Source organism: Stenotrophomonas sp. YJH_SMC_127, from assembly GCF_059372445.1.
The window spans coordinates 631,640-646,689 of sequence record NZ_JCAFVO010000001.1 but is presented as its reverse complement, the minus strand read 5'-3'; the positions used below and the strand labels follow the sequence as shown (position 1 = coordinate 646,689).

Annotated in this window: 18 protein-coding genes and 1 tRNA gene; 16 read left to right on the top strand and 3 right to left on the bottom strand. The window is 66.6% G+C overall.

Features of this window, described 5'->3' with window-relative positions:
* Positions 1-46 precede the first annotated feature (46 nt).
* The 13 genes from ruvC to queC all read left to right on the top strand — a co-directional run bounded on the left by ruvC (position 47) and on the right by queC (position 11,691).
* The gene (gene ruvC / locus AC5QAB_RS02925; protein ID WP_014648164.1) at positions 47-568 is read left to right on the top strand and encodes a crossover junction endodeoxyribonuclease RuvC; all 522 of its coding nucleotides are present in this window, start codon (positions 47-49) and stop codon (positions 566-568) included.
* A 13-nt stretch (positions 569-581) separates the two neighbouring features.
* Positions 582-1,175: a Holliday junction branch migration protein RuvA gene (ruvA, locus tag AC5QAB_RS02920; RefSeq protein WP_014648163.1), complete on the top strand. Its 594-nt coding sequence runs from the start codon at positions 582-584 to the stop codon at positions 1,173-1,175.
* 49 nt (positions 1,176-1,224) lie between these two features.
* A complete protein-coding gene (locus AC5QAB_RS02915; protein WP_014648162.1) occupies positions 1,225-3,144 on the top strand; it encodes a potassium transporter Kup in 1,920 nt (639 codons plus the stop codon).
* Positions 3,145-3,279: 135 nt separating this feature from the next.
* On the top strand, positions 3,280-4,320 hold the full coding sequence (gene ruvB / locus AC5QAB_RS02910; RefSeq protein ID WP_049465540.1) for a Holliday junction branch migration DNA helicase RuvB: 1,041 nt from the start codon (positions 3,280-3,282) through the stop codon (positions 4,318-4,320).
* Positions 4,310-4,741 (top strand): tol-pal system-associated acyl-CoA thioesterase, encoded by a 432-nt coding sequence (gene ybgC, locus AC5QAB_RS02905; RefSeq protein ID WP_014648160.1) that lies wholly within the window; start codon positions 4,310-4,312, stop codon positions 4,739-4,741. The genes ruvB and ybgC overlap by 11 nt, the downstream gene beginning before the upstream one ends.
* Before the next feature lie 10 nt (positions 4,742-4,751).
* Entirely contained in the window at positions 4,752-5,531 is a 780-nt protein-coding gene (gene tolQ, locus AC5QAB_RS02900; protein WP_005410752.1) for a protein TolQ, read from the top strand.
* A 24-nt stretch (positions 5,532-5,555) separates the two neighbouring features.
* A complete protein-coding gene (gene tolR, locus AC5QAB_RS02895) occupies positions 5,556-5,984 on the top strand; it encodes a protein TolR (protein WP_197561398.1) in 429 nt (142 codons plus the stop codon).
* A complete protein-coding gene (tolA, locus tag AC5QAB_RS02890) occupies positions 5,974-7,029 on the top strand; it encodes a cell envelope integrity protein TolA (RefSeq protein WP_197561397.1) in 1,056 nt (351 codons plus the stop codon). Before tolR ends, tolA begins: the two co-directional genes overlap by 11 nt.
* 285 nt (positions 7,030-7,314) lie before the next feature.
* Positions 7,315-8,634 (top strand): Tol-Pal system beta propeller repeat protein TolB, encoded by a 1,320-nt coding sequence (gene tolB / locus AC5QAB_RS02885; protein WP_014038220.1) that lies wholly within the window; start codon positions 7,315-7,317, stop codon positions 8,632-8,634.
* Between the two features lie 64 nt (positions 8,635-8,698).
* Positions 8,699-9,217: a peptidoglycan-associated lipoprotein Pal gene (gene pal, locus AC5QAB_RS02880; RefSeq protein ID WP_014648158.1), complete on the top strand. Its 519-nt coding sequence runs from the start codon at positions 8,699-8,701 to the stop codon at positions 9,215-9,217.
* 3 nt (positions 9,218-9,220) lie between these two features.
* Positions 9,221-10,039 carry a tol-pal system protein YbgF gene (gene ybgF / locus AC5QAB_RS02875; RefSeq protein WP_049406165.1) on the top strand — a complete coding sequence of 273 codons (819 nt, stop codon included), beginning with the start codon at positions 9,221-9,223 and terminating at the stop codon, positions 10,037-10,039.
* A gap of 206 nt (positions 10,040-10,245) precedes the next feature.
* A complete protein-coding gene (queE, locus tag AC5QAB_RS02870) occupies positions 10,246-10,947 on the top strand; it encodes a 7-carboxy-7-deazaguanine synthase QueE (RefSeq protein ID WP_197561396.1) in 702 nt (233 codons plus the stop codon).
* A 78-nt stretch (positions 10,948-11,025) separates the two neighbouring features.
* The gene (queC, locus tag AC5QAB_RS02865) at positions 11,026-11,691 is read left to right on the top strand and encodes a 7-cyano-7-deazaguanine synthase QueC (RefSeq protein WP_032958954.1); all 666 of its coding nucleotides are present in this window, start codon (positions 11,026-11,028) and stop codon (positions 11,689-11,691) included.
* Between the two features lie 166 nt (positions 11,692-11,857).
* Here the strand turns inward: queC and AC5QAB_RS02860 are convergent, their stop codons facing one another.
* The gene (locus AC5QAB_RS02860; RefSeq protein ID WP_049406164.1) at positions 11,858-12,814 is read right to left on the bottom strand and encodes a DUF2268 domain-containing putative Zn-dependent protease; all 957 of its coding nucleotides are present in this window, start codon (positions 12,812-12,814) and stop codon (positions 11,858-11,860) included.
* A 177-nt stretch (positions 12,815-12,991) separates the two neighbouring features.
* Here AC5QAB_RS02860 and AC5QAB_RS02855 point away from each other — a divergent pair.
* A tRNA-Lys gene (locus tag AC5QAB_RS02855) sits at positions 12,992-13,067 on the top strand.
* Between the two features lie 288 nt (positions 13,068-13,355).
* Here the strand turns inward: AC5QAB_RS02855 and AC5QAB_RS02850 are convergent.
* Both AC5QAB_RS02850 and AC5QAB_RS02845 read right to left on the bottom strand, forming a co-directional pair.
* Entirely contained in the window at positions 13,356-13,589 is a 234-nt protein-coding gene (locus AC5QAB_RS02850; protein WP_032958956.1) for a hypothetical protein, read from the bottom strand.
* An 88-nt stretch (positions 13,590-13,677) separates the two neighbouring features.
* The gene (locus AC5QAB_RS02845; protein WP_069116304.1) at positions 13,678-14,184 is read right to left on the bottom strand and encodes a hypothetical protein; all 507 of its coding nucleotides are present in this window, start codon (positions 14,182-14,184) and stop codon (positions 13,678-13,680) included.
* A gap of 85 nt (positions 14,185-14,269) precedes the next feature.
* On the opposite strand from AC5QAB_RS02845, the gene AC5QAB_RS02840 reads away from it, so the two are divergent.
* Both AC5QAB_RS02840 and AC5QAB_RS02835 read left to right on the top strand, forming a co-directional pair.
* Positions 14,270-14,530: a helix-turn-helix domain-containing protein gene (locus tag AC5QAB_RS02840; protein ID WP_032958958.1), complete on the top strand. Its 261-nt coding sequence runs from the start codon at positions 14,270-14,272 to the stop codon at positions 14,528-14,530.
* Positions 14,520-14,948, top strand: coding sequence for a hypothetical protein (locus tag AC5QAB_RS02835; protein WP_014038211.1), 429 nt, complete (start codon positions 14,520-14,522; stop codon positions 14,946-14,948). The genes AC5QAB_RS02840 and AC5QAB_RS02835 overlap by 11 nt, the downstream gene beginning before the upstream one ends.
* Positions 14,949-15,050: the final 102 nt, after the last annotated feature.

Sequence of the window (15,050 nt, the reverse complement as noted above, 5' to 3'; positions counted from 1 at the left end):
CATACGCCTGCCAGCGCCCCCCGTTCCGCCCCGCCAGGAGCGCGGCATGACCCGCATCCTCGGCATCGACCCCGGTTCGCAGCGGACCGGGGTCGGCATCATCGATGTCGACGCCGCCGGCCGCGTCAGTTACGTGCACCACCAGCCGCTGGTGCTGCTGGGCGCCGACGACTTCCCGCAGCGCATGAAACTGCTGGTGCTGGGCCTGGCCGATCTGTGCCGCGAGTACCAGCCCAATGAAGTGGCCATCGAAAAGGTGTTCATGGCGCGCAATCCCGATTCGGCGCTGAAGCTGGGCCAGGCCCGCGGCGCGGCGATCTCGGCCGTGGTGCTGCGCGACCTGCCGGTGCACGAATACGCCGCCAGCGAGATCAAGCTCGCGGTGGTCGGGCGCGGTGGTGCCGAAAAGCAACAGGTTCAACACATGGTCGGGCTCATGCTCAACCTGAAAACCAAGCTGCAGGCCGACGCGGCCGACGCGTTGGCGGTGGCGATCACCCATGCCCACGTAAGGGCGACGGCCAACCGCCTGGGGCTCAGTGCCCGCCAGGCGTGGGGCCGCAAATGAGGAGCTGCACGCAATGATCGGTCGACTGCGCGGCATCGTCGCCTACAAGGCGCCGCCGTGGCTGGTGGTGGACGTGAACGGAGTGGGCTACGAACTGGAGGCGCCGATGAGCACCTTCTACGACCTGCCCGAGCTCGGCCGCGAGGTCACCCTGTACACCCATTACTCGCAGAAGGAAGACAGCGTCTCGCTGTACGGCTTCCTGCGCGAGGGCGAGCGGCGCCTGTTCCGCGACGTGCAGAAGGTCAGCGGCATCGGCGCGAAGATCGCGCTGGCCGTGCTGTCTGGCGTCAGCGTCGAAGAATTCGCGCGCATGGTCCAGGCCGGCGACATCACCGCGCTGACCCGCATCCCGGGTATTGGCAAGAAGACCGCCGAACGCATGGTGCTGGAACTACGTGACCGCGCGGCCCAGTTCGGTGCCGGCGGCGCGCTGCCCACCGGCAGTGGTCCGGCCCCGGCCGATCCGCTGTCCGATGCCACCGTGGCCCTGCAGCAGCTGGGCTACAAGCCGGCCGAAGCGGCCCGCATGGCCCGCGATGCCTTCAATGAAGGCGACGAAGTGGCCACCGTGATCCGCAAGGCGCTGCAGTCCGCGCTGCGCTGAACCGCGTCCCTTTTCCCCAACCTACCGCCTGAGCTTCGCCAGGAGTCCCATGTCCAGCAGTCAAACCCCGCACGCAGCCGCCCCCGGCGGCCATGGCCACGCCCCCTCCGCTGGAGGACTGGCGCTGGTCATCGGTGCGATCGGCGTGGTGTTCGGCGATATCGGTACCAGCCCGCTGTACACCCTGAAGGAGGCGTTCTCGCCACACTACGGGCTCAACAGCGACCACGACACCGTGCTGGGCGTGCTGTCGCTGGCGTTCTGGGCGCTGAACCTGGTGGTGACCCTGAAGTACGTCACCATCATCATGCGCGCCGACAACGATGGCGAAGGCGGCATCATGGCGCTGATGGCGCTGACCCAACGCACGCTGCGCAACGGCTCGCGCTCGGCTTATGTGGTGGGCATCCTCGGCATCTTCGGCGCCTCGCTGTTCTTCGGCGACGGCGTGATCACCCCGGCCATGTCCGTGCTCAGTGCGGTCGAAGGCCTGGAGGTGGCCGCGCCCGGACTTCATGTCTTCATCGTGCCGGTCACCCTGGTGGTGCTGCTGGCGGTGTTCGCCGCGCAACGCTTCGGTACCGAGAAGATCGGCAAGGCGTTCGGCCCGATCATGGCAATCTGGTTCGTGTCGCTGGCGGCAATCGGCATCTACAACATCGTCGATGCGCCCGAGGTGCTGAAGGCCTTCAACCCCTGGTGGGGCATCCGCTTCTTCATGGAGCACGGCTGGCACGGCATCTTCATTCTCGGTGCAGTGGTGCTGGCGGTGACCGGCGGCGAAGCGCTGTATGCGGACATGGGCCACTTCGGGCTGCGCCCGATCCGCCACGCCTGGTACTTCTTCGTGCTGCCGTGCCTGGTGCTGAACTACCTGGGGCAGGGCGCACTGGTGCTCAACCACCCCGAGGCCCTGAAGAACCCGTTCTTCGAGGCAGTGCCGTCGTGGGCGCTGTACCCGATGATCATCCTGGCCACCATGGCGGCGGTGATCGCCTCGCAGTCGGTCATCACCGGCGCATTCTCGGTCTCGCGCCAGGCCATGCAGCTGGGCTACATCCCGCGCATGCGCATCAAGCACACCTCGCACGACACCATCGGCCAGATCTACATCCCGGGCATCAACTGGGGCATTGCGGTGATGGTGTTCGGGCTGGTGCTGGCGTTCCGCAGTTCGTCCAACCTGGCCGTGGCGTACGGCATTTCGGTGTCGGCCACGATGCTGATCGACACCCTGCTGCTGGCCGTGGTGGCGCGGACGTTGTGGCCGAAGTCGCGTGGCTGGCTGCTGCCGCTGTGCGTGGTGTTCTTCATCATCGACCTCGGCTTCGTCATCGCCAACGGCGCCAAGCTGCTGCAGGGCGCCTGGTTCCCGGTGGTGCTGGGCATCTTCCTGTTCACCATGATGCGCACCTGGCGCCGTGGCCGCGAGCTGCTGCGCGACGAGATCCGCAAGGACGGCATCCGCCTGGATACCTTCCTGCCGGGCCTGATGCTGGCCCCGCCGGTGCGCGTGCCGGGCACCGCGGTGTTCCTCACCGCCGACCCGACCGTGGCGCCGCATGCGCTGATGCACAACCTCAAGCACAACAAGGTGCTGCACGAGCGCAACGTGTTCCTGCACGTGGAAACCCTGCCGATCCCGTATGCGATGGAAGGGCAGCGGCTGAAGATCGAATCGGTGGGTGACGAGTTCTACCGCGTCTACGTGCGCTTCGGCTTCATGGAGACCCCGGACGTGCCGCTGGCGCTGATGCGCTCGTGCGACCACGGTGGCATCTATTTTGATCCGATGGACACCACCTTCTTCGCCAGTCGCGAGACCATCGTCGCCACCGCCAACCGCGGCATGCCGATCTGGCGTGACAAGCTGTTCGCGCTGATGCACCGGAATGCCGCTCCTGCGACCGGCTTCTTCCGGATTCCGGGCAACCGCCTGGTCGAACTCGGGGCCCAGGTCGAGATCTGACGCGCGCGGGGTCGGATCCCTTTCCGCAGGAAAAGGGCTCTGACCCCATGTTCCCGGTGTTCCGGTTCGGGGTCAGAGCCGTTTTCCTCTGGAAAACGGATCCGACCCCATACGCTTTTGCCGCATAATCAGCACATGACCGACGACCGCATCATCGGCGCCGGCGCCACCCGCGAGGATGACGCCGCCGACGCCAGCATCCGCCCCAAGCGCTTGGCCGACTACCTCGGCCAGGCCCCGGTGCGCGAGCAGCTGGAGATCTACATCGAAGCGGCCAAGGCCCGTGGCGACGCGCTCGACCATGTGCTGATCTTCGGGCCGCCCGGCCTGGGCAAGACCACGCTCAGCCACGTCATCGCCAACGAGCTGGGCGTGGCCCTGCGGGTGACCTCCGGCCCGGTGATCGAGAAGGCCGGCGACCTCGCTGCACTGCTGACCAACCTGCAGCCGCACGACGTGCTGTTCGTGGACGAGATCCACCGCCTGTCGCCGGTGGTCGAGGAAGTGCTGTACCCGGCGATGGAAGACTTCCAGATCGACATCATGATCGGCGAGGGCCCCGCCGCCCGTTCGATCAAGATCGACCTGCCGCCGTTCACCCTGATTGGTGCCACCACCCGCGCCGGCCTGCTGACCGCGCCGCTGCGCGACCGCTTCGGCATCGTCCAGCGCCTGGAGTTCTACAGCGTCGAAGAGCTGACCCGGATCGTGCGCCGTTCGGCCACCATCCTCGGCATCGACTGCACCGCCGATGGCGCCGGCGAGATCGCGCGCCGCGCGCGCGGCACCCCGCGTATCGCCAATCGCCTGCTGCGCCGCGTGCGCGACTACGCGCAGGTGAAGGCCGGCGGCCACATCGACGAGGCCGTGGCACAGGCCGCGATGAAGATGCTCAAGGTCGATCCGGAGGGCTTCGACGAGCTCGACCGGCGCCTGCTCAAGACCCTGGTCGACTACTTCGACGGCGGCCCGGTCGGCATCGAATCGCTGGCCGCGGCGCTGTCCGAAGAGCGTGGCACGCTGGAAGACGTGGTCGAGCCGTACCTGATCCAGCAGGGCTTCCTGGTGCGTACCGCGCGCGGCCGCATGGCCACCCACAAGGCTTACCGGCACATGGGCCTGAAGCCGAAGAACCCGCCGCAGGACCTGTTCGCGGAGGTTCCCGATGTCGGTTGAGCCCCGATTCAGTTGGCCGACACGCATTTACTGGGAAGATACCGACGCAGGTGGGGTGGTCTACCACGCCCGCTACGTGGCCTTCATGGAACGGGCCCGGACCGAATGGATGCGCGCGCTCGGCTACGGCCAGGAGCGCATGCGCGCCGAGCACGGGATGGTCTTCGCGGTGCGCTCGATGCAGATGGATTTCATCAGGCCGGCACGGCTGGATGACACCCTGCAGGTGACTGCCCGCCTGGTCCAGCTGAAGAAGGCCAGCATGGTCTTCGACCAGCAGATCCTGCGCGACGGCGAGCTGCTGCTGTCCGCGCAGGTCCGCATCGCCGCACTGGAAGCGGCCAGTTTCCGCCCGCGTGGCATGGACGATGCCGTCCTTGCCGTGCTGCAACCCCACCTCCACCCCGAATCCGAACATTGAGGAACAACGGATGATCGCAACGCTCCTGGCCCTGCAGGCCACGGTCACCGAGGCACTGCCGGCCGACGTCAGCAACGCCGCGACACAGACCCTTGCCCAGGCCACCACCGGCGGCGGCATCAACTACCTCGAACTGATGGCCAAGGCCAGCCTGCCGGTGAAGATCATCGTGCTGCTGCTGCTGGTCGGCTCGTTCGTCAGCTGGGTGATCATTTTCCGCAAGGCCCGCGTGTTCAAGCAGGCCACCCGCGAAGCCGACGAGTTCGAGAACCGCTTCTGGTCCGGCGCCGACCTGGGCAAGCTGTACAGCGCAGCCACCGACCGCAGCCGCAGCGTGACCGGCCTGGAAGCCATCTTCGAAGCCGGCTTCCGCGAGTACACCCGCCTGCGCGACAAGCGCCGGCTGGATGGCCGTGCGCAGCTTGAAGGCGCGCAGCGCGCCATGCGCACCACCTACACCCGTGAAGTGGACCAGCTCGAGCGCAACCTGGAGCTGCTGGCCAACATCGGCTCGACTGCCCCGTACGTGGGCCTGGTCGGTACCGTGTTCGGCATCATGGTGACCATGCACGACATGATCAGCAGCGGTGCCCAGGCCGGTATCGCCGCCGTCGCGCCGGGCATCTCCGAGGCACTGTTCGCCACCGCCATCGGCCTGTTCGTGGCGATCCCGGCGGTGTGGGCCTACAACCGCTTCACCACCCGCGTGGAGCGCATGTCGGTGCGGTTCGAGACCTTCGCCGAAGAGTTCAGCTCCATCCTGCAGCGCCAGAGCGCTGGCGACGAGTAAGCGCCTGACCCGGGAGTCCAAGCCATGTCCGCTGCCATCGGTCGCCGCAAGCGCCGCAAGCTGAAATCGGAAATCAACGTCGTTCCCTACATCGACGTCATGCTGGTGCTGCTGATCATCTTCATGGTCACCGCACCGCTGCTCACCCTGAGCTTCGACGTCGACCTGCCGCAGTCCAACGCCAAGGCGCTGGAGAGCAAGCAGGACCCGGTGATCGTCTCGGTGCGCCAGGACGGCCAGCTCAGCCTGAAGCTGCCCGACGCCAAGGAGCCGGCCGCCGTGTCGACCGAGGAACTGGAAGGCCGCCTGGCCGGCATCGCCGCCCAGGACAAGGGCGTGCGCGTGATCGTCGCCGCCGACCGCGCCGTGGCCTATGAGAAGGTCATTGCCGCGATGGACGTGATCAAGCGCGCCAAGGTAGACAAGGTAGGCCTGGCCACCGATGCACGCTGACGCCCTGCCATCCCCGCATCAGCGCGAACCCGGCTGGGGTCTGCCCCTGGCGCTGGCTTTGCTGGTGCACCTGCTGGTCGCGCTGGTCTTCATCGTGGCCTGGCTGTGGTCGCCCCAGCGCAACACCGATGCCGCCGCTGGCGACCCCTCGGTCGAGGCCAGCCTGGCGCTGTCCGCCTCCGAGGCGTCCGCCGCACGCCAGGCGCTGCGCCAGTCGGAGAAGCTGGAGGACCTGCCGCCGCCGGTCGCCGAGCCGATCCCGGTGCCGGAAGACACCATTCCGCCGCCGCAGCCGATTCCCGAGCCGCGCCCGCAGGACGCGCCCACGCCCCAGCAGCAACAGGCGCAGGAGCGTGTTGCGCAGCCGGACACCAAGGACCAGGAAGCGGTGAGCGCACTGGCCATCTCGCAGGAGAAGGCCAAGCAGGAACAGGAAGCCAAGCGCCGCCAGGAGCAGATCGACCTGACCGAACGCAAGCGCCAGGAAGAAGCGGAGCAGAAGCTGCGCCTGGCCAAACAGCAGGAAGCGGACGAGAAGAAGAAGCAGGCCGAGCAGGAGCGCGTCGCGGCTGACAAGGCCGAGGCCGAGAAGCAGAAGAAGATCGCCGAGATCCGTGCCCGCCGCGAGCAGGCCGAGAAGGAAGCCAAGCTGGCCGAGCGGAAGCTGCGCGAGGTCGCCGCCGCGCGCAATGCTGCCGGCAGTGCCGCTGCCGGCTCCAGCGGCGCTTCCCAGCCGGCGGCCGGTGGTGGTGGCAACAGCGACGATCTTTCAGCCAAGTACGCCGCAGCGATCCAGGCCAAGGTGCTGTCGCAGTGGGTGCGCCCGGATACGGTGCCGCTGGGCCAGCGTTGCCAGATCACCATCACCCAGATTCCGGGCGGCACGGTGATGCAGGCCAAGGTCAGCCCGAACTGCCCCTATGACGAGGCCGGCAAGCGTTCGATCGAGGCCGCGGTGCTCAATGCGCAGCCACTGCCGTACCGCGGCTTCGAGTCGGTGTTCGCGCGTACGCTCAACTTCACCTTTACCGCCCAGGATCGCTGAGGCGGGCAGGGCAGGGGTGGCCTCGGGCCACTCCTGCCCACGGATGTCGCGCTTGCCTCTGGCGTGCTCGGTTTCGGCCGGGCAGGCTGCAGGCTGCTGTCGAACACCGCCCCGAGGGGCGGCGTGCCCGGGGCAGGCAGGTGCGATGTTAGCCACGACGTTAACGGTGCGTGAGAGGACGGGCTGGAACTGACCCGGAATTCACGTACCCTTGGTTCATGATTGCGAAGCGGTTCACTCCCGCTTTGTTATCCCTCGTTCCGGTTTCCCCCTATTGAGCGCTCCATGAAAAAGATGCCTCGCTGGCTTGCCGTGTTTGCGGCCCTGTTGCTGCCCTTTGCTGCCGTCGCGCAGCAGAAGGGGCTGGATATCGACATCATCGGCGGCAATGCCTCCGCCCTGCCGATCACCATCGTGCCGATGCCCTACCAGGGTTCGTCGGCCGCTCCGCAGACCGACGTCGCCGGCGTGGTCCGCGCCGACCTGGAGCGTTCGGGCCAGTTCCGCACGCTGCCGGAAGCGCAGATCGTCGAGAAGCCCGTGCGTGGCGGTGACATCCAGTTCGCCACCTGGCGCGCGCTGAAGCAGAACTACATCGTGGTCGGCCGCGTGCTCGATGCCGGTGCCGGTGCCTACCGCGTCGAGTACGAACTGTTCGACGTGCCCAAGGGCGAGCGCCTGCTGGGCCTGGCGATGACCGCCCGTGGCAACGCCATGCGCGACGTCGCCCACCAGATGGCCGACGCCATCTACGAGAAGATCACCGGCGTGCGCGGCGCCTTCTGGACCCGCATCGCCTACGTGACCGCCAGCGGCAAGGGCGATGCCATGCGCTATGCGCTGATGGTGGCCGACTCCGACGGCTACAACCCGCAGACCATCGTGCGTTCGGCCGAGCCGCTGCTGTCGCCGTCGTGGAGCCCGGATGGCAGCAAGCTGGCCTACGTCAGCTTCGAGCGTGGCAATTCGGCGATCTACATCCAGAACATCGGCACCGGTGCGCGCGAACTGGTCACCAGCTTCCGCGGCATCAACAGCGCCCCGGCGTTCTCACCCGATGGCCGCAAGCTGGCCCTGACCCTGTCGCGTTCGGGCAACCCGGAAATCTACGTGATGGACCTGGGCAGCAAGCAGCTGACCCAGCTGACCAACCACTTCGCCATCGACACCGAGCCGACCTGGGCGCCGGATGGCAGCGCGGTGTACTTCACCTCCGACCGCGGCGGCCGCCCGCAGGTCTACAAGGTCGGCGCCGGTGGCGGCAGTGCCGAGCGCGTGACCTTCCAGGGCAACTACAATGCCAAGCCCTCGGTGTCCTACGACGGCAAGAAGATCGCCGTTGCGCAGGGCTCGGGCAACAGCTACAAGATCGCGATGATGGACAGCTCGCTGGGTTCGCCCCGCTGGAGCACGCTGTCCCCGGGTTCGCTGGATGAATCTCCGAGCTTTGCGCCCAACGCAAGCATGGTGTTGTACGCCGCCCGCGAGGGTGGCCGTGGTGTGCTGTACGCCGTTTCCGCCGATGCGCGCGTGCGCCAGCGGTTGGTTCTGGCTGACGGAGATGTGCGCGAACCGGCATGGTCCCCATACCGTACCCAGCGCTAAAAGAGTGTTAATATTTTCGCTGTCTTGAACCCCTCATCGGCCTAGGAGCCACAAAGGTATCGCCATGAACAAGTCCACCCGCGTTCTGCTTGTTTCCCTGCTGTCTGTGGCCGTCCTGGCCGGTTGCTCGAAGAAGGTGAAGGAAGAGCCGGCAACCCCGGTCGACACCGGCACCTCCACCACCACCCCGACCGGTCCGTCGACCTCCGGCCTGTACGGCCCGGGCGACCTGGACACCGACGCTTGCCTGCGCCAGCGCGTTGTCTACTTCGACCTGGACAAGGAAGACGTGAAGCCGGAATTCCAGGCCATCATGGCTTGCCACGCCAAGTACCTGCGTGACCGTCCGTCCTCGCGCATCACCCTGCAGGGCCACACCGACGAACGCGGTTCGCGCGCGTACAACCAGGCCCTGGGTGAGCGTCGTGGCAACGGCGTCAACTCGGCCCTGCAGGCCAACGGTGGCTCGGCTTCGCAGCTGACCGTCGTGTCCTACGGTGAAGAGCGTCCGGTCTGCACCGAGTCGAACGAGTCCTGCTGGTCGCAGAACCGTCGCGTCGAAATCGTCTACACCGCGCAGTAATCCATGCGCATTGGCATCAAACTGATGCTGGTCGTTGCGGCAGCCCTCGTGGCTGCCGCACCGGCGCATGCACAGCGACAGAGCCTGGCCGACCGTGTCGGCGCGCTCGAGCAGCAGATGTACAACAACAGCGCCAACCAGGACCTGTTGAACCAGATCAATCAGCTGCGGCAGCAGGTCACCAGCCTGCAGGCCTCGATCGAGCAGTTGCAGCACGACAACGCCCAGCTCAAGCAGTCCGCCCAGGACCAGTACCTGGATCTGGACAGCCGCCTGAACCGGTTGGAAGGGGGCAATGCCGCCCCGGCCCTGCCGCCCGTTCCGGCGAGCGCGCCGAAGGCCGCACCGGCCCCGGCAAAACCCGCAGCGGCGGCCACTTCCGAGCGGCCGCCTTCCGTCCACGGTGATGCCGGCAGTCTTGCCGCCACCGGCGACGAGCGCACCTCCTACAACGTCGCCTTCGATTCGCTGAAGGCCGGCAAGTACGATGATTCGGCGCAGTTGTTCCTGAGCTTCCTGCAGCTGTACCCGAACGGCGTCTACGCGCCGAACGCGCTGTACTGGCTGGGCGAGAGCTACTACGCCACCCGCAACTTCCCGATGGCCGAGACCCAGTTCCGCGAACTGCTCTCGCGCTATCCGACCCACGACAAGGCCGCCGGCGGCCTGCTCAAGGTCGGTCTCTCGCAGTATGGCGAGGGCAAGGTCGACCAGGCCCAGCAGACGCTGGAGGCCGTCGTGGCGCAGTACCCCGGCTCGGACGCCGCGCGCACCGCGCAGGACCGTCTGCAGTCCATCCGCCTCGGCAAGCAGATCCGCTGATCCGCTGACCCGGCGTACAATAGGTGCCCTGTAGAGCCGAGCCCACGCTCGGCTGCTTTCGTTTCCGGTTCGGCAAACCCGCCCGGATCCGGCAGCGCCGGGCCCTGTCTGCCCGGTTGTTTTCGTAGAGCCGAGCCATGCTCGGCTGCGTTCGTTACCGGCCACGGTAGCCCACCCGCCACGTGTCCCACCAAGAAGTACCCGCCATGACCGCCGTTACTCCGTCCAGCGCCGCCGCCACGCCCAGTGAGATCGTGCAGTCGCCCCTGCCACGCCTGAAGATCACCGAGATCTTCACCTCGCTGCAGGGCGAAGCCGATACCGCCGGCTGGCCAACCGTGTTCGTGCGCCTGACCGGCTGCCCGCTGCGTTGCCAGTACTGCGACACCGCCTATGCCTTCCACGGCGGCACCTGGTGGGATATCGACGACATCGTGGCCGAGGTGCTGGCCCAGGGCGTGCGCCACGTCTGCGTGACCGGTGGCGAGCCGTTGGCGCAGAAGCGCTGCCTGGTGCTGTTGGAAAAGCTGTGCGATGCCGGCACGGACGTCTCGCTGGAAACCTCCGGTGCGCTGGACGTCAGCGCGGTGGACCCGCGGGTGTCGCGCGTCGTCGACATCAAGACGCCGGGTTCGGCCGAAGCCGCCCGCAACCGCCTGGAAAACCTGCCGCTGCTGACCGCCCGCGACCAGATCAAGTTCGTCATCTGCAACCGCGAGGACTATGACTGGGCCAAGGCGATGGTCGCCGAGCACGGCCTGGTGCAGCGCTGCACCGTGTTCTTCTCGCCCAGCAAGGGCGAGATCACCGCGCGGCAGCTGGCCGACTGGATTGTCGAAGACCGGCTGCCGGTGCGCTTCCAGATGCAGTTGCATAAAATCCTGTGGAACGACGAGCCGGGCCGATGAGCCGGCGCAGCGTTCCCTGATGTAACTCCGGCGCGGGACAGCGTGCTGGCTTTCCCCTCCCAACCGGATGTTTTTCCCATGAAGAAGGCAGTCGTGCTTCTCTCCGGCGGCATGGATTCAGCCGCCGTCATCGCCATGGCCCAGGAACAGGGCTTCGCCGTGCATGCCCTGAGCGTGCGCTATGGCCAGCGCCATACCTCCGAACTGGACGCTGCCGCCCGCGTGGCCAAGGCCCAGGGCGTGGTCGCGCACAAAACCGTGGACGTGGACCTTCGCAGCATCGGCGGCTCGGCACTGACCGACGACATCGACGTGCCGGAGGCCGGCGGTGCCGGCATTCCGGTCACCTATGTGCCGGCGCGCAACACCATCATGCTGTCGCTGGCCCTGGGCTGGGCCGAAGTGCTTGGCGCCAACGACATCTTCTGCGGCGTCAACGCCGTGGATTACTCCGGCTACCCGGACTGCCGCCCCGAGTTCGTGGCGGCGTTCCAGGCGCTGGCCAACCTGGCCACCAAGTCGGGCGTGGAAGGTGCGGGCATCAAGGTGCACGCACCGCTGCAGTTCCTCAGCAAGGGCCAGATCGTCAGCGAAGGCGTGCGCCTGGGCGTGGACTTCGGCCTGACCGTGTCCTGCTACAACGCCGACGCTCACGGCGCCGCCTGCGGTCATTGCGATGCCTGCCGCCTGCGCGCGCAGGGCTTTGCCGAGGCCGGCGTGCCCGACCCCACGCTGTACGCCTGACCGCGTCTGGTAGAGCCGGCCGCTGGCCGGCTTCACTGCAGGTGCGAACCGCCCCTTCTTGGTGGGTGCAAGCCGCCCCCTCTCGGTGGGTGCGAACCACCCCCTCTCGGTGGGTGCGACCGCCCCCCTCTCGGTGGGTGCGAACCGTTGGTTCGCACTCCTTGACCTACCGGGCCTGCAACCATCCCGATGCCTCGATGAAGCCGCGCACCGCGTCCGGATCGGCGTAGTCCAGTTCGATCATCCGCGCGATGGCGGCCCCCTCGTCGGTCTGTTGGCGCATGTACTCCTGCGCGATGCGGTATCCGGCGTAGTAGCCCAGATCACTCACCCCGAACGGATTGCGCGCGCTGTTGTACAGCCAGTTGTCCAGGCTGTCACCGTGCATCTCGGCAAGGAAGCGCGTGCGGATTTGTGCCTCGTGCGCGGGCCCATAGGCGTACAGCGGCAGTGCCGGACGGCGACCGCTGATGCGCTCTGCCACGTATTCGGCTACGCCTTCGCGTACTGCGTACTGGGCCAGGCTGCCAGTGGTCTCGCGCTGCTGGGTATGCACGTACTCGTGCAGGTTGTTCTGCGCGTTGTTCGCACCGGGGCGGCTGTCGTAGAAGATCCGCAGGCGGCCGCGCATCGGCTCGGGCAGCTCGCTTACGTCCACGCGCTCATCGCCCAGCGCCATCTCCGCCCCGATCAACACCTTGTCGCCCAACGTGGTGCCGCCGGTACGCAGCACGCCCATCGCGTAGGTGATGGTGGCCGGACGCAGTGCAGGGTAGAGCGCGCGGAACGCGTCCAGGTCCCGGTCCAGCGTGGCGCTGGCCTGCTGCGCGTTCGCAGTCAACGGCCGTACCGAAGTCCAGAAGCGTGGCCATGACTGCATGGCCTCGGCGTATTCGCGGGCCGTGTAGTTGCGGACCTGCGTCAGTGCATGCAGTCCGGGGCTGCCGGGATCGATGTAGCGTTGCTGGACCAGCACCACGCGGCGTTCGGCATCAGGCTCGGCGCGCACCGCGTCATAGGTGGCCCAAAAGCGGGCGATGTCGTCAGTGACGACCTGGGACGGCGAGGCCACTGCTGTGCAGGGCAACAGCAGGATGGCGATCAGATAGCTGGAAAAGCGCATCCGTGGCTCCGGGTGTTGAACATGGATGGGATGCGTGGAAGGCCCGGAAGGTTTAAGCGGGCTGACCCGACCGGGTAGTGCCGGCCGCTGGCCGGCACACGCACCAACCCTGTACTTCGCGCGACCCGGCAAAGTAGGGTAGAATGCGGACCCCGCCGAAAGGCCGGGCGATGCATCGGGCCGTTAGCTCAGTCGGTAGAGCAGAAGACTTTTAATCTTTTGGTCGAAGGTTCGAATCCTTCACGGCCCACCATTGCATTGACGATCAAGGCGCCCAAGGGGCGCCTTTTTTGTTGCTTCCTTCAAAGCACTTCCGCAATGGGGGAAGCGCCGCTGCAACGATGCGGTGTTGCAGGTGCTATCGACTCCCCGGCGCCCGCTGGCAGCGGGTGCGGGGAAGCGGCGCTCCGCGCACCTGCTTCCATCGCTGCTACCCCCACGTCGCTCACCTTAAAAAAATTACCTTTAAGGTAAAAATATTGGTAATTTCAGGTAATTGATCTCATCAGAACCGGCCGTTTCCGGCCGGCCAGGGACGCTGTCAGCCGTAATGCGCGCGCAACAGCCCGGCGTCGTGGAAGGAAATGCCCTCGCGGATGCACTCCTCCGCGCGCTCCATGTCCTTGTGCAACTGGATCAGTGCGTCGTCGGCGAGCTGCTCGATGTTGACCACACCGCAACATGCCTGGTCGATCACATGCTGCATGGGTTCGCCCCAGCGTCGGCGTACGTTGCGGATCATGCGGCAATGCCACTCGCGCATGATCGCGTCCATGCGCCTCTCCCCGCGGACCACATGTGCGTCTCCCGCCACCACCCGCAATGCCGGCGCCGGGGTGCGCTCGCCGCGCAGTTCCTGGGTCCTAGCGGCCAACCGCTGTGCGAGCTCCTCGAGTCGCGTGTGAGTCATCCTTTGCCTCCCTGATCCGTCTTGCCAGAAGCTTCGTCAGGTCGAGCACATTGTCCGGTGCAGAGGGCTGACCGAACTCGTCCACGACCATGAATGCGGTCTCCAGCAGCACGGGATCGTAGATCCATTCCGGTGGATCGCCGACCAGCTCCAGGTAGTGCGAAAGCACCTTGACCGCAGCGCTCATTTTCTCGAAATCCAGTCCCGCAGATTGAGACTGAAGCGACACGTCTCCGTCCTGATCGACGCGATCCAGCGTTCCATGTGGAAGCTGCATCACTGATTCAAGATCGCGCGCAAGCCGATGGCCGATGCTCTTCGGGTTGCTCTCGGAAATCCACTGGCTGACCTGGGGCTGGGCCCAGCGGGTGCCACCGTACAGGCGGGCCCACTCGGCCGGGCCGCCGGCGGCGGCCACGCGGAGGCGCATGTTGAGGGTGCGAGCGGTACTGGCGTCCATCTGTAGATGGTGCGCTGCATTACCAATCCAGCAAATGACCAAAACGGTATTGACTACCCATTACCGTAGCAGTAATGTGTGGCCCATGAACCTCATCGACTACGCCATCTCCCAAGGGGGCTACGGCACCCCCAGCTGTCCCGTCATGCGCCGCCTGGCCCACCAGACCGGTTGCGCGCTGCGGACCCTCTACATGATCGCCCGCGGCCACAAGCTTCCCGGCGCACGCCTGTGCCGGCGCATCGAGCTGGCCACTGCGGGCGCCGTGCGCCGCGAATCCCTGCGCCCGGATGTGTTCGGTCCGGCCCCGTCGCCCGTCAAAGGAGAAGCCACCCATGCAGCTTGATACGTTCGGTGAGTATGTCCGCAGCCGCCTGGAGCACTGGGGCGGCGAATATGCGCTGCATCGCGACTGCGAATACCTCGGCTTCCAGTCGCGCAACCTGCTGGCGGTGCTGATCGAGCATCGTGGTGACATGCCGGGGCGGGCTCAGGGCTACAAGCCTCTGGAAACCGATCAGCTGGCGCAGCAGATCGAAGACATCATCACGGCGGTCGCGCGTGACAACGTGGCGATGGCCTGTGCGCTGCGCGGCTACTACTGCGGGCGTGGCCGACGCAAGGTCGAACGATTCGAAACGGCGAATCTGCTGCTGGCCAACAGCGGGCAGCGGCCGGTATCCAACCGGCATTACCTCAACCTGGTCGAACTTGGCTTCCAGCGCGTACGTGGCTGGATGGAGGGCATCGCCCAGGCCGCATGAGCGGCGGAACCGATCTTCCGCCCGCCTCCCGACCGGAACAACCCTCGTGCCGAGCCGGCAGCGGGGCGGGCACCCCTTCGGGCCACGTCGATGCGACGCGGC